The sequence below is a fragment of the Micromonospora sp. NPDC048170 genome (assembly GCF_040652795.1).
Taxonomy (GTDB): Bacteria; Actinomycetota; Actinomycetes; order Mycobacteriales; family Micromonosporaceae; genus Micromonospora.
Genome location: NZ_JBEZMR010000023.1, coordinates 92,411 through 111,132, shown reverse-complemented (window position 1 = coordinate 111,132; position 18,722 = coordinate 92,411). Strand labels below are relative to the sequence as shown.

The window sequence follows — 18,722 nt, the reverse complement described above, 5'->3', positions numbered from 1 at the left end:
CTGAGCCAGGATCAAACTCTCCAACAAAAACTTGTTGAAAAACTGTCCCGACAACAAAAAGTGTTGCCAAAGGAATCCAAAACCAGCCAAACCATACGGTCCGACCAGTCCCGGGTATAAACAAATTGGCACTGGCTTATCAAGCACCCTGTTGAGTTCTCAAAGAACAACCACACACCGACCAGAACCCCACACCGTGGAACCCCAACCGAGGCAAACCGTTCACATCCCCGCCGCTCCCGCGCCGGGCACTTTTACTACGCTACCTGACCGTCTCCGCCGTGTCAAACCGTTTGTCCCGGTCTGTCGTGCTTCGTGCGGGTAGGCATCGAAGACCGCGCACAGCGGCGTACCGCTGCGATTGATCATCGGATTTGGCAGACCGGTCGCTCTGCGGTTTCCCGCGAGCTCGCCCGGTTCCCTGCCGGCCGTGAACCTTACCCGGTCGGCTCCGCTGCGCCAAATCCGCCTCGCGGCAGATCCGGCGAGCCCCGCCCGGGGCCATGTCTTCCAGGAGTTGCTCCCGTCCGACCCGGCACCAGCTTCGTTCGGGGTCAGGACCTTCGCCCTGTTTTGCCCCGTTCCGCGCTGGCAGAGAGAAAGTTACGCGTCTGCGGGTTTGAACGTCAAATCCGGGGGTAGCGTCCCCGGTCACATCATTCCCGCCTGACTATCCCACCTGCTCAGCGCCAGTGCGCTGCCGCCAACCGCACCCAAGCTCCGCGACGGACAGCTGCGGGTGGAGAGCGTCGGTACCCGGAAGCCACCAGGTTTTCCGGTCAGGGCGTCGGGCGGTCGGCACGCCTGCTGGCCGCCCGCCAGGCGCGGACGCCGAGCACACCGACCGTGGAGCCGATCACCAGGGACGCCACGATCAGCAGGGCGTGGATCCAGAGGAAGCCGGTGGCGGGAAACTCCCCGACCGTGCCGGTGGACCAGGACCGCGGGTCCTTCCAGATGGCGACCGCGAACCTCGGCCAGATCACCCAGGTCCAGATCCCGACCCCGGTGAGGAAGAGCGCCCAGCCTCGCGACAGCACCATGGCTGCCAAGTATGCCAGCGCGATCGAACGGCCCGGCCGGCCGGCGTACGCCAGGGCGCAGGTCACGGGATCCGGCGCGACGGGCGCCTCGCGGTGCCAGCCGCGACGGGCATCCGGAACCCCGGCTCGCCATTTCCGAATTTCGGCGATGGCACCGATCGCGTGGCCACGGGATGGCACGGAAAAGGGGATACGAGCGACTACCACCGGTCTTCCCTCGATCGCTGCTTCGGAGAAGAACACCAGGTGGACGGTGCCGGGCCGGGCATCCGTCTGACCGCGCCGGGGTGCAATTTCCGTAACAGAAACGGGTCCGCTCCGGGGCTACGGAACGAATGTCGGACGAACGCGGGCGAGCCGAAGAAGGACGCGTTGTTTCCCGTCGGCGCGGGTTGGGCACTGCCTTGCGGGACCGGCGCAGACCGTCATCGGAGGTGACCCGTGCAGCCGTCGACGTTCAACCCCTGGACCTGGCGCGACCCGTCCGCCCTCGCCGGCGGATACTCCGGAGCCGCCACCGACTCCGCCCCGCCCGACCGGCCGGAGTCCGGCGGCGACGGGCCGGACGCCCCCGGCCCCGGCACCCCGCTCGACCTGGTCGGCTACCGGGTGGAGGCCACCGACGGGCGGATCGGCTCGGTCGACGAGGCCAGCGACGACACCGACGCCCGCTGGCTGGTGGTGGACACCGGTCCATGGATCTTCGGCCGCCGGGTCCTGTTGCCGGCCGGGACGGTGAGGCGGGTGGAGCACCTGGACCGCACGGTGCACCTGGACCGCACCCGCGAGCAGGTCAAGGAGTCACCGGCCTTCGACCCGGACGCGTACGGTCAGCCCGGCTACCGGGACCGGGTCGGCGACTACTACCGGGAGACCTACCGGCAGGGCTGAGCAGGGGCGTGGCCACGGACAGGACCGGCTACCGTGGGTGGCATGGTCCGGTCGATCAGCTACGCGCCGGAGGTCGTCGACCCGCTCGACGGCCTTCCGCTCGGCGTCGTGACCACCTTCCCGACCTGCTCCGACGACGGTCGCGAGCGGATCATCGACGTTCTTCGTGCCGTTGGGCTGCGGTTCCGCGACGGCGCGCGATGGCGGTCGGCTCTCTGAGCCGACCCCGAACCGATCCCGGGTGACATCCCCGGTCGGCGCGCGCCCGCGCACACCTCGTCCACCAGACACGAAAGGCGTACCACCATGTCCGTTCCACGGATGCTCACCGGGGACCGTCCCACCGGACGCCTGCACCTCGGCCACTACGTCGGCAGCATCGCCAACCGGGTGCGGCTGCACCAGCGCTACGAGAGCTTCTTCATCATCGCCGACCTGCACATGCTCACCACGCGGAACACCCGCGAGGACATCGAGCGGGTCGCGGGCAACGCCCGGGAGATGGTCACCGACATCCTGGCCGCCGGCATCGACCCCGAGCGGGCCACCTTCTACCTCCAGTCGGCCATCCCGGAGGTCGGCGACCTGAACACCCTCTTCCAGAACCTGGTCACGGTGCCCCGGCTGGAACGCGTGCCGTCACTCAAGGACATGGCCCGCGCCGCGGGCAAGGAGGAGATGCCGTACGGGCTGCTCGGCTACCCGGTGCTCCAGGCCGCCGACATCCTCTGCGTGAAGGGGCAGGTCGTCCCGGTCGGCAAGGACAACGCGGCACACGTGGAGGTGACGCGCGAGATCGCCCGGCGCTTCAACCACCTCTACGGGGAGGTGTTCCCCGTGCCCGAGACGATGGCGTCCGAGACGCCGATCCTGATCGGCACCGACGGCCGGGCGAAGATGAGCAAGAGCCTGGGCAACACGATCGCGCTCTCCGCCGATCCGGCGACGGTCCGTCGCGCGGTGATGGGCATGTACACCGACCCGAACCGGATCCGCGCCGACGTGCCCGGCACCGTCGACGGGAACCCGGTCTTCGCGTACCACGACATCTTCAACCCGGACCGGGCCCAGGTCGACGACCTCAAGGAGCGCTACCGGGCCGGGCGGGTCGGCGACGTGGAGGTGAAGGAGAAACTGGCCGTCGCGCTCAACCGGTTCCTGGACCCGGTCCGGGAGCGCCGGGCCCGGATCGAGGCCGAGCCCGGGCTGGTCGACCAGCTGATCTTCGAGGGCACCGAACGGACCCGCCGCGAGGTGCGGCAGACGCTCGTCGAGGTCCGCCGGGCAATGGGGCTGACCAGCGCGTACACGCAGGTGCGCCGACGGGCCGAGCGGCACCGCAAGGCCGCGACCACGCCGGCCTGAGCGGTCGTACGACCGGCGCCCGGCCCGGGATCGGGGGCTACCTCGGTTCCGGGCCGGATCCTGCGGCCCGCCCGTCCCCACTCTCTGGCGGCCCAGGGCACTTGTCGCTAGGTTTCAGTCTCGGGTAGCTCACTGTCGTCGATCGGGGAAGTCGGCCGCGTGTCGCACATCGAGAAGATCACTGGGGAACTGCGTACGCTGACGACCGGTGTCGACAGGGCACAGGCACTGGCGTCCGCCGCCGACAACCAGGCGCAGGAGGTGGCCCTGCGCGCCGCCGCCGCCGGCTTCGCCGCCGTGGCCGCCGGCCTGACCCGCGTACGCGACGGCGTCTCGGCCATCCGGGGTGGCCTGGGCAGCCTCGCGAACACCATCGGCGAAGCCACGAAGACGACCACAGCCGTCCCGCAGCAGGCCAGCCCACACGAGACGATCACCGGCCTGACACCCGTACAGGCCGCCGTCGACGGCATCCGCGACACGGCCGCCGCCACCATCGCCCAGGTCGACCAGACCCGGCAACTCGTCACCACCGTCCTGCACGGCGGCCAGCCCGGGCCGCTGCTGCAGTCACTGGAGAGCATCAAGCAGGTCCTGACGACGGTCGCCCACCGCACCACCACCACCCGCCAGACGGTCGAGACGGCCATCGCCGAGGCACGGCAACTGGGGTCGGCGGGAAACTGACCAGGGCTGGCGGCACCACACCGACCAGCCCCACCACCACAGCTCCGACCCCCACCTCTCCCATGCCGGACGACACCGCCGGCCACCGCCTGACCCCCTGGACCAGGCCCGCCACCGGCACCCCCGGCGGCGCACCCACCGGACCACGCACCCGGATCCCGGCCAACGAGAGGCCGAGTGAACGCCGCAGCCTGGAACTGGAGAACGACGGCGCCGACAGGGTCGCCGACAGGGGCTACCGGGTGCACCAGAACCCCACCAAACAGCAGATCGCGAAGGCGCTGCTGGACACCGGCGACGTCGTCGATCCGAAGAGATCACCGGATTACCTGGTCGAGGGACACGTCTTCGATTGCTACGCTCCCGCTCCCACCACTTCGGTGCGAGCCGTCGGGAGCGCTGTCACGAGAAAGATCAAAGACGCCCAGACGCAGCGCGTGGTGCTGAACCTCAAGGACTGGCGTGGAAACCTCGCCGCCCTGCAGAAGCAGTTCGCCGACTGGCCGGTACCGGCGTTGAAGGAACTGGTGGCGGTCACCCGGAACGGCACCATCGTCCAGATCGTCCGGCGGGACTGAGGAAGGCCGAACACATGTCCATCACCTATCGACTGACACTCGCTGGCGAAGTTCCGCTGGATCTGGTGGCCGGGCTCGCCGCTCCGGGCGCCGCCGAGACACCCACGCCGGCCGGGAACCGCCTGCTCAGCGCCGATCTCAACGAGGAACGCGGGTTCGTCGTGAGCATCACGTCGGGCAGCCACGGTTACTACGAGGCGGAGGCAGACGGGGCGGTGTGGGTGTGGGAGCCGGCCACCCACGTCGACATCGGCTTTCACATGCGCAAGGACACGCTGGCAGACAAGGGCAGGCCCCACATGCTGCGGACCGTGGGTCGGGTGCTGGCCAGCCGGCCCGAGGACGCGGCGCTGGTGCTCAACGACAACTGGCTGCTGCTGACCCGGGTCGACGGCACGATCCGCCGGCACAACGAGGCCGACTGGTACGACGAGGCGTACGACAGCCTGCTGCCCGGCTGACCGGCCGGCCGCCGGTCGGCTGTCCATCTCGGGTCCCGTGGCGCGGGCGCGGCCGTCCTACCATCCGATCGTGGCGAACTTCGATATTCCGGCAACGGTCGCGACGGTCTGGCAGCGGCAGGCGGCGTGGTCGCGGGCGGCCGGCGAGGCCAAGCGCGTCATCACCCGCGCCCGCCTGACCGTCGCCGCGCTCACGGTGGGCGCCGCCGTCTGCGGCACCCTCGCCAACCAGCTCGGGCAGGCCCACTCCGGGGTGGGCCGGGCGCTCGCGATCGTCGCGGCGGCGGCGCTGCTCCTGGTGCCGCTGGCGGCCCGGTGGGCCTCCCGGGACGCGGTGCACGCGTGGACCCGGCTCCGCTCGGTCTCCGAATCGCTGAAGGCGGACACCTACCGCTACCTCGCCGGGGTCGCCCCGTTCGCCGGTACGGACCGGGAGGCCGTCCTGCTCGGCCGGTTCGACGCGCTCATGGACGACGCCGGCGACCTGGTCGGCCGTACCCTAAACGTGCCGCCGGCGGTCCGGCCGCTGCCGGCCGTCTCCGACGTCACCACCTACGTGACGGAACGGGTGCAGCGGCAGATCGACGGCTACTACCTGCCGGCGGCCCGCCGGATGGCCCGTGCCGCGCGGCGGCTCCGGTACGCGGCGACGGGGCTCACGGTCGCCGCCGCCCTGCTCTCCGCGACGGTCGGGGTGCTCGGCGACGGCCTCGGGCTCACCGCCTGGATCGGTGTCGCGGCGGCCGTGTCCACGGCGCTGGTGGGCTACGGATACGCCCAGCAGTACGAGCACCACCAGATCGAGTACGCCCGCACCGCCGACCAGCTGGCCCGGTTGCGGACGGCCCGGGAGGCGGGGCTGGGCTGGGCCGACGACGCCGCGTTCGTCGCCGAGGCGGAGCGGATCATCTCGCTGTCCAACGAGGGGTGGATGGCGAAGATGATCGAGCAGGATGGCGCTGCGCAGCCGTGACATCACAGGTTGTGCCATATAGCATCGTCGATAGTCCTCCCTGCCGTCGTCGTAGACGGCTGTCCGTCCACTCCCGACTCAAAATGGGGGAACCGACGTGGATCGCACCGTATGCCAGCCCGATCCGACCCCGCCGCCACTGGACGACCTCCGGCGCACCCCACTCGGCCGGATCTCTCTCGACCGGGCCCGGTCCGTCGCCCACGTGACCAGCCGGAGGGAGGATCGTCCGGCCCGTGTCGACGTCGCGGCCTTCATCTCTGCGATCTGAGCCGGTTGGGCCGGGCAGGCAGCCGACGGGCCGGGTCGCCCCGCTGACGCAGTACGTGCTCAAGCTGGTCAGCCGCTGCGACCTCGCCTGCGACCACTGCTACGTCTACGAACACCCCGACCAGTCCTGGCGGCGCCAGCCCCGGATGATGGCCCCCGCCACCGTGACGGCCGTCGCGGACCGGATCGCGGAGCACGCGGCGGCGCACCGGCTCGACGTCGTGCGGGTGGTGCTGCACGGCGGTGAGCCCCTGCTCGCCGGCGCCGCCCGGCTCGACGCCACCGCTGCCACCCTGCGGCGCGTCATCGACCCGGTGGTCCGGCTCGACCTGCGGATGCAGTCCAACGGTGTGCTGCTCACCCCGGCGACGTGCGACGTACTGGTCGCCCACGACGTCAAGGTGGGGATCTCGCTCGACGGCGACCGGGCCGCCAACGACCGGCACCGCCGGCACGCCAACGGGGCGAGCAGCCACCGCCAGGTGCTGCGGGCGCTGTCGCTGCTGCGCAGCCCCGCCTACCGCAGCAGCTACGCGGGCATCCTCTGCACCGTCGACCTCGCCAACGACCCGATCCGGGTGTACGAGGCCCTGCTGGCCGAGGAGCCGCCGCACGTCGACTTCCTGCTGCCGCACGCCAACTGGGACAGTCCGCCAGGCCGGCCCGACGGCGTCGCCACGCCGTACGCCGACTGGCTGCTTGCCATCCACCGGCGCTGGCTGGCCGACGGACGGCCGGTGCCGATCCGCCTGCTGGAGTCCCTGCTCTCCACCGCGTCCGGGCACGGCAGCCACAGCGAGGCGGTCGGGCTCGGCCCTGCCGACCTGGTCGTCGTCGAGGCCGACGGCACCTTCGAGCAGGTCGACTCGCTCAAGTCCGCCTACGACGGCGCCGCCGCCACCGGCCTGGACGTCTTCCGGCACGGGGTGGACGACGCGGCGGCGCACCCGGCGATCGCCGTACGGCAGACCGGTCTTGCCGGCCTCTGCGCGACCTGTCGCGCGTGCCCGGTGGTCGGGCACTGCGGCGGCGGGCTATACGCCCACCGGTACCGCGCCGGCAACGGCTTCGACAACCCGTCCGTCTACTGCCCGGACCTGCTGAAACTCGTCCGGGTGGTGACGACGACCCCCGTCGCCGACGGGCCCGCCCGCCCCACCGACTCGCTCAGTCCCCGGGTCCTCGACGACCTCGCCGCCGGCCCGGGCACGGCGGGCTCGGCGGAGCAGCTCGCCGCCGTCCACCTGGCGCTGGTACGCGCCCTGTTGGTCGCGCTCAGCGAGCGGGCCGCGGGCGATCCGGTGGCGGCCGACGGGTGGCGGCTGCTGGTCCACCTGGACGAGGCGCACCCCGACGCCGTCCGCACCGTGCTGGCCCACCCGTTCGTGCGCCGCTGGGCCCGGCGGTGCCGGGACGGGGCGGCCGAACTGTCCTACCTGGCGTGCGTGGCGGCTGCCGCCGCCGTCCGCGCCCGGGTCCGGGCCGACCTGCCCGTCCCGGTGCGCGACGGGGTGGTCAGCCTGCCGACGCTCGGCGCGCTCGCCGTCGACGCCGAGCGGGGCGTCGTCCGGCTCGTCACCGACGACGGGGACGTCCGGCTCGCCGGCCGGCGGGTCACCGCCGACGCCGGCGGGGACCACGTGGACGGCGACCCGGCCCGGGAGGACGGGCCGGACGGCTGGCTGCCGGTGCGTCCGGTCCGCGTCGGCGGGGGGCGGCAGCTGCTGCTGGAGGACACCGATCCGCACCGGGACTGCTACGACCTGCCAGTCGAACCGCGGCTGTCCGGCGCCGCCGCGCTGCGCTGGACGCGGCAGGTGGAGCGGGCGGTGCGACGGATCGACGCCGAGGCGACCGGCTACGGGGCGGGGGTACGCACCCTGCTGCGGGCCGTCGTGCCGCTGCGCGCGGAGCCGACCGGCCGGTTCCGCAGCGCCGCCGCCGGCACCGCCTTCGGCGCGGTGGCCGTCACCGCCGTGCCCGACGACGCCACCCTCGCCGTGCTGCTGGTGCACGAGGTGCAGCACCTCAAGCTCAGCGCGGTGCTGGACGTCTGCGACCTGTTCGACCGCGACGACCCCCGGACGCTGGGCGTGCCGTGGCGGGACGACCCCCGCCCGGTGGAGGGCGTGCTGCACGGCGTGTACGCCCACCTGGCGGTCGCCGACGTGTGGCGGCGGCGCCCCGGCCCGGCCGCCGAGGGGCACTTCCGTCGCTACCGGGCCTGGACCGACGGGGCCCTCGACGCCCTGCTCGATCTCGGCGTCCTGACCGCCGCCGGCGAGCGGTTCGCACGCGGGATGCGCACCGCCGTGGACGGGTGGTCGTGACCGCCGGCCCGCTCCGGCGCGACACGCTGACGGCGGACCTGCGCGCGCTGGGACTGCCGCCGGGAGCCGCCGTGCTGGTGCACTGCGCCCTGTCCCGGGTCGGTCGGGTGGCCGGGGGCCCCGCCGTGCTGCTGGCCGCCCTGCGCGACGTGCTGGGCGCGTCGGGCACGGTGGTCGTACCGGCCCAGACAGCCGGCAACTCCACCACGTCACGGCCGTTCCGGGTGGCGACCGCCGGCATGACCGCCGCCGAGGTCGCGGCGGCGGAGGCCGCCATCGCGCCGTTCGACCCGCAGCACAGCCCCGCCGAGGGCATGGGGATCTTCGCCGAGCACGTACGCCGGCAGTCGGGGGCGTCGCGGAGCCGGCATCCGCAGACCTCCTTCGCCGCCCTCGGCCCCGACGCGGCCCGGCTGACCGCCGCCCACGACCTCGACTGTCATCTCGGTGACCGCTCGCCCCTCGGCGCGCTCTACGCCGCCGACGCCGTGGTGCTGCTGCTCGGCGTCGACTGGTCCGTCTGCACGGCGTTCCACCTGGCCGAGTACCGGCTGCGCCGGCCGCCGGCCGACCGGGCGTACCGGTGCTACGTGCGCGACGCCGCCGGGCGGCGGGTCCGGCGCGACTTCCGGGCCCCGGACCTCCACGACACCGACTTCCCGCTGATCGGCCGGGCGCTGACGGACGCCGGGCCGGTGCGGGCCGGTCGGGTCGGCGGCGCCGACTGCCGGCTCGTGGGCCTCCGGACGGCCGTCGACTTCGCCCGAGGGTGGATGGATGAGCACCGCCGGTGACGAACGGGGCAGCGCGGGGTTGGCCGCGGTCGATACTGTGGACGGCCGGAAGTCGCTGCACCGGTCGGGAGCGGTAGGTGGCAGAGGAAACGTTCTGGGAGGACGAGAGCGCCCCCGTGTTCTTCCTCAGCTACGCCCACAAGAAGAACCAGGTCGCGGCGCCACGGGACACCAACCAGAAGGTCTTCCAGCTCTTCGTCGACCTGTCCGACCACGTCGTCGAGCTGCTCGGCCTCGGCCCGGGGCGCACCGCCGGTTTCATGGACCGGATGCTCGACGGCGGGCAGGTGTGGACCGACGACCTCGCCTTCGCCGCCGGCCACTGCCAGGTCTTCATCCCGTTGATCTCCACGCACTACCTCAACAGCGCCTGGTGCGCCCGGGAGTGGGACGCGTTCACCCGCCGGCCGATCGTGACCCGGCCGGGTGCCGACCCGTCCGTGGGGGAGACGCCGGTGATCCCGGTCAACTGGTCGGTGGTGGACCGTCGCCGGCTGCCGGAGGCCGTGTCGCGGCGGCAGATGTTCACCCCCACCCGGTTACCCTCGGAGATCGCCCCGCAATACCACGAAGAGGGCATCTACGGTCTGCTGAGCCTCGGCGAGACCGGCAAGGCCGCCTACGACGCGGTGGTCTGGCGGCTGGCGCAGCGCATCGCCCGGGCATACCAGACGCACTGGGTGCAGGCTCAAGTCCCGACCGACGTGCGGCAGTTGCGCACCACGTTCGAGGAGGGCGGCCATGACGTGGCCTGACTCCGCCCCGGCCCGCACCGCACCTCGCCGGGAGACCTACTTCTTCCTCAGCTACGCGCACTCGGTGCCGCTGTCGGCCGGTGGCCGGCCGGACACCGACTACTGGGTCGGCCGGTTCTTCAACGACCTCACCGCCGCCGTCCGACGCATCGCCACGCGGAGCGGCGACCTCGACACCGGCTTCTTCGACGGCCAGGTCAGCCCCGGGGCCGACCTCAGGCAGACCCTCACCGAGGCGCTCAGCCTCGCGCACGTCTTCGTGCCGCTGCACTCACCGAACTACTTCCGCAACGCGTGGGCCCTCGGCGAACGCGAGTCGTTCCGCAGCCGGCTCACCCGGCTCGCCCCGGCGCAGGCCGAGCAGCACCTGTTGCCGGTGCTGTGGCTCCCGCTGCCCTCCTGGGGCGACCGGCTGGAGACGACCCGGGCCCTCGACCTGGTACGCGACGCCGACGACCGCGCCGACTACGCCGAGAACGGCCTGCGCGCCCTCTGCAAGCTCAGCGCCTACCACCGGCAGTACCGGCACGTCCTCGCGGCGCTGGCGGAGCGGATCGTCACGGTGGCCGAGACCCAGCCGCTGACCCGCTCCCGGGCGGCGACACTGTCCAGCCACCCGGTCACCGACAGCGACGGCCCGGCGCTGGTGATCACCGCCCTCACCGACCACGCGGAGTGGCGGCCGTACGCCGGGCAGCACGAGCTGGCGGTCGCCGACTACGTCGCCGCGACCGCCGAGCGGCTCGGCCTGCCCACCCGGGTCGTCGACCTGGCGGCGGCCCGCACCCTGGCGCCGGCGAGCCCCACCGTGGTGCTCGTGGACGCCGCGACCGGTGCCGAAGCTGTCCGGGGCGCGCTCGACGGCCTACCCCGCTGGGTCGTCCCGTTGGTCATCGCCGCCGGGCACGAGCGTGGTGAGTCGGCACCCGAGTCGATCGCCGGTACGTTGCAGGACGCCGGGTTCCCCCGGGTCCTGCCGGCACGCGCGATCGACGAGTTCGAGCGCTGCGCGCCGCTGCTGGTGACCGAGGCCCGCAAGCAGTTCCTCCGGCACGGGCCGGTGGACCCACCGACCGGGCCGGCCACCCCGAAGCCGAGCCTGCGGCCGTCCCGGCCGTCCGGCAGCCCGCCGGGATCCGGTCCGGGACCGTCACCGGTGCGGCCGTTCGACATGTTGCGAGGGAAGGAAGAGCGATGACGCCGTCGCGCGAAGGCCAGGTCGTCACCTTCTACTCCTACAAGGGCGGTACGGGCCGCACCATGGCGCTGGCCAACACCGCCTGGATCCTCGCCGCGAACGGCCAACGGGTCCTCGTCGCCGACTGGGACCTGGAGTCCCCCGGTCTGCACCGGTTCTACGCCCCGTTCCTCGACCCGGAACAGGTCGCCACGACCGGGGGCGTGATGGACCTGATCCTGGACTACGAGTGGGAGAACGCCCGCCGGCGCGAGGAGACCGGCGCCGACCCCCGGCCCGGCGACTGGCACCGGGAGTACGCCCGGGTCCACCGGTACGCGTTCTCGGTGGGTTGGGAGTTTCCCGGCGGCGGCAGTCTCGACCTGCTCCTGGCCGGCCGGCACAACCCCGACTACGCCACCAGCGTGACCGGCCTCAACTGGGACAACTTCTACAACCGGCTCGGCGGCGCGCAGTTCTTCGACGCGCTGCGCGAGGACATGAAGCGGCACTACGACTACGCGCTCATCGACAGCCGCACCGGGATCAGCGACGTCGCCGAGATCTGCACCATCCACCTGCCCGACGTCCTGGTCGACTGCTTCACCCTCAGTGACCAGGGCATCGACGGCGCCGCCGCGGTGGCCGCCCGGGTGCGCGACTACGAGGGGCGCCGGGCGCGGCGGGTGCTGCCCGTGCCGATGCGGGTCGACGACGGCGAGAAGACCAAGCGGGACGCCGGCCGCCTGCTGGCCATGCAGCGGTTCGCCGGCCTGCCGGGGGGCATGACCGACGGCGAACGGCAGGCCTACTGGCTGACCGTCGAGGTGCCCTACCGCGCCTACTACGCCTACGAGGAGACGCTGGCGACGTTCGGCGACGAGCCGGGGGGCCGGACCACCCTGCTGTCCGCGTACGAGACGTTGACCAGCCACATCACCAACGGCAGGATCACCGGCCTGCCCAGGATGGACGACCAGGTGCGCCGCCGGACGGTGCAGCGCTTCGAGCGTAAGCCGGTGGTGGTGGACGAGCTGATCCTGCTCCGGCACGTGCCCGAGGACCAGGTCTGGGCGGAGTGGGCGCAGGCCGTACTCAACTCCGCCGACCTGCGGGTGGTCACCGCCTCGCTGGACGGGCCGGCGCCCGAGCCTGCGGGTGCGGCCTTCCGCGAGGTCCGGCTGGTGTCCCGGGCCTACCTGGCGGCCCGGCGCGGCCGCCACGGCACCGACGGCGACCGGGGCGCGTCGGCCTGGCTGGCCGTGCACGTCGACGACACCCAGCCCGTGGCGGACGTCCCGGTGGGCAGTTGGACGGCCGTGCACGACCTCACCGCCGAGGACGCGGCGACGCACCTGCTGAAGCTGGTCGGGCGCACGATTGGCGCGGCCGGCCTGCGCCCCGCCCGCTTCCCGGGGGTACGCGCCACGGTCTTCAACGCGCCGGCCCGCAACGCGCGCTTCACGGGGCGCGAGGATCTGCTGCGCACGCTCCGGGAGGAGTTGAGGGCGTCGGGCGGCAGCGGAACCCCTGTCGCGTTGCGGGGCGGTCCCGGTCTCGGCAAGACGCAGCTCGCCATCGAGTACGCCCACCGGTTCCGGGGCGCATACGACATCATCTGGTGGGTGGCGGCGGACCCGCCGCAGTTCGTCGACGTGATCATGACGGAGCTCAGCGAGGAGCTGGGGCTGCCGAGCCAGGCGACAATCCCGGAGACCAACCGCGCCCTGCGGCAGCGGCTGGGGCAGACCGAGCGCCGCGCCGACGGCAGCCCGCCGCCGCACTGGCTGCTCATCTTCGACAACGCCGACCAGTACGAGGACGTCCGGCCCTACCTGCCGCAGGGCAACGGCCACGTGCTGGTCACCACCCGCAACCCGGACTGGGGCGACCTGGCGCGGGCGGTGGACGTGGAAGCGTTCGAACGGGCGGAGAGCGTGGCGCACCTGCGCGCCCGCCTGGGCGAGCACCTGATGAGCGTCGCCGAGGCCGAGCAGGTCGCCGACGCCGTGGAGAACGTGCCGATCTTCGTCGCGACGGTCGGGGCGTGGCTGGCCGACACCCGCACGCCGGTCGACGAATACCTGGCCGGGCTCCGCCGCACCGGCCTGGAGACGGAGGTCTGGGACCTCCCGCTGCAACGCCTGCGGGACGGTTCCCCGGGGGCGTACCGCCTCCTCCAGCTCGCGTCGGTCCTCGCCCCGGAAATCTCCCTCGACCTGCTCTACGGCGACCAGGTGGCCCAGGTCATCGCCCCGTACGACCCGGTGGTCGCCGCCCGGGTCGCCGACCGGGTGTCCGAACGTGACATCGCGGCGGCGCTGGTGCAGCGGATGAACAAGCTCGCGCTGATCAAGCTCGACCCGCACGCCCACCGGGTGCAGGTGCACCGGCTGTTGCAGACCGCGCTGCGGGCCCGGATGTCCGACGACGAGCTGGTGACGGCCAAGCACGAGGTGCACCAGATCCTCGCCGGGTCACGGCCGCCGGGTGAGGTGGAGGACCCGGCGAACCGGCAGCGGTTCCGGATGCTCTGGCCGCACCTCGACGGTTCCGACGCGATCTCCTGCCGGGACGACGACGTCCGGCAACTGGTCATCGACCGGGTCCGCTACATCTACGTCAACGGCGGCTACGAGCAGGGCGAGCGGTACGCGCGGGAGACCGAGGCCGTCTGGTCGACGCTGCTGGCGGAGTTGCCGCCGGACGGGTTGGAGCACCGCAAGCTGCGCGTCCAACTGCTGCACCTGCGGTTCAACTGGGCGAACGTGCTGCGCAGCCTCGGCCGGTTCGAGGAGGCCCACCGGCTGGACGACGACACCCTGAGCCAGCAGGAGGCGCTGATCGGCGACAGTCACCCGCACACGCTGATGACCGCCGGTGGTCACGGGGCCGACCTGCGTACCCTGGGCCGCTACCGGGAGGCCCTGGAGCGTGACCTGCGGACGTACGCCGCGTCGGTCGAGGTGTTCGGCGAGGACCACCGGCGTACCCTGACCGCGGCGAACAACCTGGCCGCGTCCTACCGGCTGATGGGGATGTTCGACAGGGCCCTCGACGGCGACGAGGCCACCAACCGCCGGCTGCGGGTGGTCCTCGGCCCGGAGCACCCGAACACTCTGGCGTCGGCCAACAACCTCGCCCGCGACCTGCGGGAGACCGGCGACTACGAGGGTTCCGTGGCGCTGCTGCGGGAGGTGGTGACGGGCTACCGGAACCTCTTCGGCGACCACTCGCGCGACGTGCTCACCGCGCAGGCCAACCTGGCGGTGTCGCTGCGCAGCACCGGGGAGATCGCCGAGGCGGCCCAACTGCTCGAAGAGACCTACCAGCGGCTCCAGGCCACCCTCGGGCCGGCCAGCCCCGACACCCTGTTCAGCCGGCTCAGCCGGACGGCGAACCTGATGTTGCAGGGGCAGAGCGCACAGGCCCTCACGGAGCTGGGCGAGGTGGAGCAGAGCTTCGTCCGGGTGTTCGGCGCCGACCACCCGTACTCGCAGGTCTGCCGGATCAACCTGGGCGTGGCCCTGTGGGACGCCGGAGACACGGGCACCGGCCGTTCGCTCACCGAGGCGACGACGGAGGCGATGCTCACCACGCTCGGCGACCGGCACCCGTTCGCCATGGCTGCGGCCAACAACGTCGCGGTCTTCACCATCCTCGCCGGGGAGGCGGAGAAGGGACGCGACCGGCTGCGGGCCGTGGTGGAACAGCTCACCGAGGTGCTCGGGGCCGAGCACCCGGACACGCTGCGCAGCCGGGGCAACCTGGAGACCGCCCACCAGGCGTTGTCCGGCGGGCGGGTGAGCATCGGCCGGATGCGGATCGCCGACCGGCTCGCCAACCGGATCGGGCAGCACCACCCCAGCGTCGTGGTGCTACGCGACGGACGGTACGTGCGCCGGGTGCTCGACCCGCACCCCTACTGACCGGGCCGCGCGCCGATCAGCAGGTCGGCGCTGAACGCGGGCTCGGGGTCGACGAGCCAGCGCAGGATGCGTGGCAGTTCCTCGACCGCGTCGAAGTGCGCCGCCCCGGCCCGGACCTCCATCTCGGCGCCGGGAATCTGCGCGGCCAGCCAGCGCCCGTGGCTGACCGGGGCGAAGTTGTCGTCGGCGCCGTGCCACAGCCGGACCGGCGTCGCCGAGGTGTCGATGGCCCTGAGGTCGAACGCCCAGTGGCGGCGGAACGCCAACACGTCGTCGATCCAGCCGTACGGGCCGGAGCGGAGCGCCTCGGCGTAGGTGTCGGTGATGAGCCGGCGCAGCGCCGGGTCGTTGACCGCCCGGCGGTCCGCCGTGCTCATCTCCGTCCGTAGGTCCGCCAGGAGCAGCCGCGGGTCCGCGGCGGCCCGCTCGGCGCGTTGGCGGATCTCCTCGACCACGGCGGCGGTGTCGGGGCTCCCGACCCCGAACCCGCGGACGTTGCCGGTGTTCATGCCGCCGACCCAGTCCAGCTCGATCGCGTTCCACGGGGCGAGACTGACCAGCACCGCCACCCGGGTCACCCGGCCGCGCAGCCGGTCGTCGGCCGCGCAGGCGAGGGCGTGCGGGCCGCCCCCGGAGCGGCCGACGACGGCGAACCTCTCCACGCCCAGGTGGTCGGCGATCGCCTCCACGTCGCGGGCGGCGTCGGCCACGTCGCGGTCCTCGCGGCGGTCGGAGTCGCCGTATCCGGGCCGGTCGTAGGCGATCAGCCGTACGCCCATGCGGTAGAGCACGATGCCGCGGGGCTTCGGGCCACGGCGGCTGCCGGGTGTGCCGTGGAGCAGGAAGACAGGGAAGCCGTCGGGCGCGCCGGTCACCTCGTACGCCACGCGTCTGCTGTCCTCGCGTGCGGCGAAGTCGGCCCCTGGCTCGCCGTATCGGGTCACTCCGTCCTGCCCTTCGGTGCCGCAACCAGCCAATACTCGCAACCCGGTATCGAGTGGAGACGATGTGCGGCGGCTCCACTCAGCAATCGAGCCTAATGGTCGGGCCCGCTGCGCCGCTATGCCGAGCGGGAACATGGGGCCGGATCTGTCGGAAACGACACCTACGGCCCACCTCGGCTGGAACTTCCGGCGGCCCCGTCGACCGGGACGCCGGCGACGGCTCCGGCCCGGCCACGGCCGGACCATGCGGGGCCGAACCCGCGCGGCCCCTGCTCCGCGCCGTCAGCCGGTCAGCGCGTCGAGGGCTTCGTCGAGGCGGGGCTTCCCTCCGTCGGCGAAGACGTCGAGGAACTCCTCGCCGGGCGCGGCCCAGAACCGGGTGCGCGGCTCGCCCCGCCAGTCGCAGGTGATCTCGCAGCCCCACGAGTGGAGGTACGTCCGCTGGTCCGCCTGCCCGCGGTGGAACAGCGGGTCACCGACGATCGGGAAACCGAGCCACGCCAGGTGGACGCGGATCTGGTGGCGCCGGCCGGTGACCGGCTTGAGCACCAGCAGCGTACGGTCACCGTTGACCAGCGCCGTGGCGAATTCCGTACGCGATTCGTAAGAGGGCTTGGACCGGTCGACGGCCGACTCCGGCAACGCGAAGCGACGGCGGTCGTCGTCGTAGCGGATGGCCTCGCGCTCTCCCGCGATCCGGATGGTGCCCTTGCGGCCCGGCCGCAACGGCAGGTCGATGGTGCCGCGGTCGGGCAGCCCCGCCCCCTCGACCCACGCCAGGTAGCGCTTGTCGGCGCCCCGGTTGGCGAACTGGCGGGTCAGTGACGCGTGCGCCGACGGCGTCCTGGCCAGCAGCAGCAGTCCCGAGGTCACCTTGTCGATGCGGTGCACCCAGTGCACCGGCTCCCCGGCGGCGGCGGCCAGGTCGGTCAGGGACTCGGCGTGCCGCTCGCCCATCACGGAGATGCCCGGGGGCTTGTCGAGCACGAGAAGGTGGTCGTCCTCGTGGACGGGATCCCGCCGAAGTTCCGACCAACTGAAGGTGGTCATCATCGCCTCGGCTCCCGAACTGTCCTGCACCGCTTTGTGTCGCCGACGAAGGATAGCAACCCGGTCGATCACGCCACTCCGTGCGTCGCCATACGGAGCGGACCAATAGTGAGGCGAGCACGGTAAAAGAAATATGGCGGGTTGTCGGACTCTACGGTGAAAACGGCACATGGGGGTCGAGGCAGACCGGCGTGGAGAGCGCGGTCCGGACCTGGGAGGAATCGACCGTGACCCAGTACGTGGAGGAGGCCGGCGGCCCGGCTGGGCAGGCCGAACAGTCCCGACCGCCAGCGAGGCGGGTGGGCGCCGGCGGATCGTCCGGGCCGTGGTGGAGGCGACCGTGGATCGTGCCACTGGTCGCCCTCAACGGGGCCTTCCTACTGTTCGTCCTGCCGCCCTACCTGGGTCTCGACCCGAGCCGCTCGCGAATACCGCTGAACGAGGGATTCCCGTCGCACTACGCCGTCCTGGTGGTGCACATCCTCTTCGGCACGATCGCGCTGGTGACGTTGTGCCTCCAGGTCTGGCCGTGGCTGCGCCTGAGGTATCCGAAGGTGCACCGGATCAGCGGGCGGCTGTACGTGTTCGCCGGTGCCATCCCGTCCGCGCTGCTCGCGCTCGTCCTCATCCCGTTCGCCGCGATGCCGAACGGGCTGCTCGGCAGTGCCCTCGCGTGCCTGGGGTGGATCGTCACGACCGCGCTCGGATTCCGTACGGCCCGCCAGCGCCGCTACGCCGAGCACCGGAAGTGGATGATCTACAGTTTCGCCTTCGCCCTGCAGACCCTGTGGGGGCGAGTGATCTTCCTGGTCAGCGCGCTGACCGGGGTCACCTTCAACCCGGTCGTCGCCGCCGAGGCGGGCGGGTGGCTCAGCACGCTGGTGAACGTCGCCATCGCCCACTGGTGGCTGCGTCGTACCGCCCGCCCGCCTCGCCTCGGCGCTCAGCTGACGCACCCGGCCGGCACGCTCAGTCGAACCGCCACCGGGTGGCGCTGAACCCGGACCCCTTGTCCATGCCGATCACCTTGGCGGGGGTCACCTCGTAGACGATGTACGGCGACGGGCCGATCCCGTCGCCGTCGATCCCACCGTCGACCGGGGTCACCTCCCAGCCGTACTTCGCCCCGTAGCCCTCGGCGACCCGCTTCAGCTTCGCCGCGTCGGCGACCCGGGATGCCGTGCCCTCGATCGAGAGGTCGAGCTCGGGCCCGCCGACGGTGAGGACGCAGTGCGGGTTGGCGGCCAGGTTGTCGACCTTGTGGGCGGTCTCGCTGGAGCAGAAGTACATGGCGTCGTCGAGCCACATGGCCAGCAACGGCACGGCGTGCGGCCGGCCGTCCGGCCGGACGGTCGACAGGAAGAATTCTCCTGCCTCCGCCAGCCGCTCACGCGCCTGGGACCAGGGCATCGGCTTGGAGCCTTCGCTGGCAAAGGACGGTTCCGCGACCGGCTCACGATCCACCATGGGTTCCC

General features: G+C 72.3%; 17 protein-coding genes. 13 read left to right on the top strand and 4 right to left on the bottom strand.

The window, feature by feature from the left end; translation table 11 throughout:
* Positions 1-779: 779 nt before the first annotated feature.
* Complete coding sequence (locus tag AB0D32_RS24330; protein WP_357094491.1) at positions 780-1,043, bottom strand: hypothetical protein; 264 nt, start codon at positions 1,041-1,043, stop codon at positions 780-782.
* A gap of 441 nt (positions 1,044-1,484) precedes the next feature.
* Here AB0D32_RS24330 and AB0D32_RS24325 point away from each other — a divergent pair, with 441 nt between their 5' ends.
* From AB0D32_RS24325 to fxsT, 12 genes are all read left to right on the top strand, one after another.
* Positions 1,485-1,934 carry a PRC-barrel domain-containing protein gene (locus AB0D32_RS24325; protein WP_357094489.1) on the top strand — a complete coding sequence of 150 codons (450 nt, stop codon included), beginning with the start codon at positions 1,485-1,487 and terminating at the stop codon, positions 1,932-1,934.
* Between the two features lie 42 nt (positions 1,935-1,976).
* On the top strand, positions 1,977-2,153 hold the full coding sequence (locus tag AB0D32_RS24320; protein WP_357094487.1) for a hypothetical protein: 177 nt from the start codon (positions 1,977-1,979) through the stop codon (positions 2,151-2,153).
* Positions 2,154-2,240: 87 nt separating this feature from the next.
* Positions 2,241-3,299, top strand: a complete 1,059-nt coding sequence (gene trpS / locus AB0D32_RS24315; RefSeq protein WP_357094485.1) for a tryptophan--tRNA ligase — start codon at positions 2,241-2,243, stop codon at positions 3,297-3,299.
* Between the two features lie 159 nt (positions 3,300-3,458).
* Positions 3,459-3,986, top strand: a complete 528-nt coding sequence (locus AB0D32_RS24310; protein WP_357094481.1) for a DUF6244 family protein — start codon at positions 3,459-3,461, stop codon at positions 3,984-3,986.
* Between the two features lie 155 nt (positions 3,987-4,141).
* Entirely contained in the window at positions 4,142-4,564 is a 423-nt protein-coding gene (locus AB0D32_RS24305) for a hypothetical protein (RefSeq protein WP_357094513.1), read from the top strand.
* Positions 4,565-4,578: 14 nt separating this feature from the next.
* Positions 4,579-5,025: a SitI3 family protein gene (locus AB0D32_RS24300; protein WP_357094478.1), complete on the top strand. Its 447-nt coding sequence runs from the start codon at positions 4,579-4,581 to the stop codon at positions 5,023-5,025.
* Between the two features lie 70 nt (positions 5,026-5,095).
* The gene (locus tag AB0D32_RS24295) at positions 5,096-5,998 is read left to right on the top strand and encodes a DUF4231 domain-containing protein (RefSeq protein WP_357094475.1); all 903 of its coding nucleotides are present in this window, start codon (positions 5,096-5,098) and stop codon (positions 5,996-5,998) included.
* Positions 5,999-6,312: 314 nt separating this feature from the next.
* Positions 6,313-8,598, top strand: a complete 2,286-nt coding sequence (locus AB0D32_RS24290; protein ID WP_357094510.1) for an FxsB family cyclophane-forming radical SAM/SPASM peptide maturase — start codon at positions 6,313-6,315, stop codon at positions 8,596-8,598.
* Positions 8,595-9,392: an AAC(3) family N-acetyltransferase gene (locus AB0D32_RS24285; protein WP_357094472.1), complete on the top strand. Its 798-nt coding sequence runs from the start codon at positions 8,595-8,597 to the stop codon at positions 9,390-9,392. The genes AB0D32_RS24290 and AB0D32_RS24285 overlap by 4 nt, the downstream gene beginning before the upstream one ends.
* 77 nt (positions 9,393-9,469) lie before the next feature.
* Positions 9,470-10,147 carry a TIR-like protein FxsC gene (locus AB0D32_RS24280; protein WP_357094469.1) on the top strand — a complete coding sequence of 226 codons (678 nt, stop codon included), beginning with the start codon at positions 9,470-9,472 and terminating at the stop codon, positions 10,145-10,147.
* Positions 10,134-11,345, top strand: coding sequence for a TIR-like protein FxsC (locus AB0D32_RS24275; RefSeq protein ID WP_357094466.1), 1,212 nt, complete (start codon positions 10,134-10,136; stop codon positions 11,343-11,345). Before AB0D32_RS24280 ends, AB0D32_RS24275 begins: the two co-directional genes overlap by 14 nt.
* Positions 11,342-15,253, top strand: a complete 3,912-nt coding sequence (fxsT, locus tag AB0D32_RS24270; protein WP_357094464.1) for an FxSxx-COOH system tetratricopeptide repeat protein — start codon at positions 11,342-11,344, stop codon at positions 15,251-15,253. Before AB0D32_RS24275 ends, fxsT begins: the two co-directional genes overlap by 4 nt.
* Here the strand turns inward: fxsT and AB0D32_RS24265 are convergent.
* Together AB0D32_RS24265 and AB0D32_RS24260 are read right to left on the bottom strand one after the other, a co-directional pair.
* Positions 15,247-16,197, bottom strand: a complete 951-nt coding sequence (locus AB0D32_RS24265; RefSeq protein ID WP_357094461.1) for an alpha/beta fold hydrolase — start codon at positions 16,195-16,197, stop codon at positions 15,247-15,249. The two genes, fxsT and AB0D32_RS24265, sit on opposite strands and share 7 nt — an antisense overlap.
* Before the next feature lie 282 nt (positions 16,198-16,479).
* The gene (locus tag AB0D32_RS24260) at positions 16,480-17,247 is read right to left on the bottom strand and encodes an RluA family pseudouridine synthase (protein ID WP_357094459.1); all 768 of its coding nucleotides are present in this window, start codon (positions 17,245-17,247) and stop codon (positions 16,480-16,482) included.
* Between the two features lie 227 nt (positions 17,248-17,474).
* Between AB0D32_RS24260 and AB0D32_RS24255 the strand changes: the two genes are divergently transcribed.
* A complete protein-coding gene (locus tag AB0D32_RS24255) occupies positions 17,475-18,245 on the top strand; it encodes a DUF2306 domain-containing protein (RefSeq protein WP_357094456.1) in 771 nt (256 codons plus the stop codon).
* Here the strand turns inward: AB0D32_RS24255 and AB0D32_RS24250 are convergent.
* Entirely contained in the window at positions 18,217-18,714 is a 498-nt protein-coding gene (locus AB0D32_RS24250; protein ID WP_357094453.1) for a pyridoxamine 5'-phosphate oxidase family protein, read from the bottom strand. The two genes, AB0D32_RS24255 and AB0D32_RS24250, sit on opposite strands and share 29 nt — an antisense overlap.
* Positions 18,715-18,722 lie beyond the last annotated feature (8 nt).

What these genes read in the sequence shown, in the direction of transcription:
- AB0D32_RS24320 (WP_357094487.1), top strand. Translation starts at nt 1,977, where the DNA reads ATGGTCCGGTCGATCAGCTACGCGCCGGAGGTCGTCGACCCGCTCGAC.
- AB0D32_RS24260 (WP_357094459.1), bottom strand. Translation starts at nt 17,247, where the DNA reads ATGACCACCTTCAGTTGGTCGGAACTTCGGCGGGATCCCGTCCACGAG.
- AB0D32_RS24250 (WP_357094453.1), bottom strand. Translation starts at nt 18,714, where the DNA reads ATGGTGGATCGTGAGCCGGTCGCGGAACCGTCCTTTGCCAGCGAAGGC.
- AB0D32_RS24275 (WP_357094466.1), top strand. Translation starts at nt 10,134, where the DNA reads ATGACGTGGCCTGACTCCGCCCCGGCCCGCACCGCACCTCGCCGGGAG.
- AB0D32_RS24330 (WP_357094491.1), bottom strand. Translation starts at nt 1,043, where the DNA reads ATGGTGCTGTCGCGAGGCTGGGCGCTCTTCCTCACCGGGGTCGGGATC.
- trpS (WP_357094485.1), top strand. Translation starts at nt 2,241, where the DNA reads ATGTCCGTTCCACGGATGCTCACCGGGGACCGTCCCACCGGACGCCTG.
- AB0D32_RS24300 (WP_357094478.1), top strand. Translation starts at nt 4,579, where the DNA reads ATGTCCATCACCTATCGACTGACACTCGCTGGCGAAGTTCCGCTGGAT.
- fxsT (WP_357094464.1), top strand. Translation starts at nt 11,342, where the DNA reads ATGACGCCGTCGCGCGAAGGCCAGGTCGTCACCTTCTACTCCTACAAG.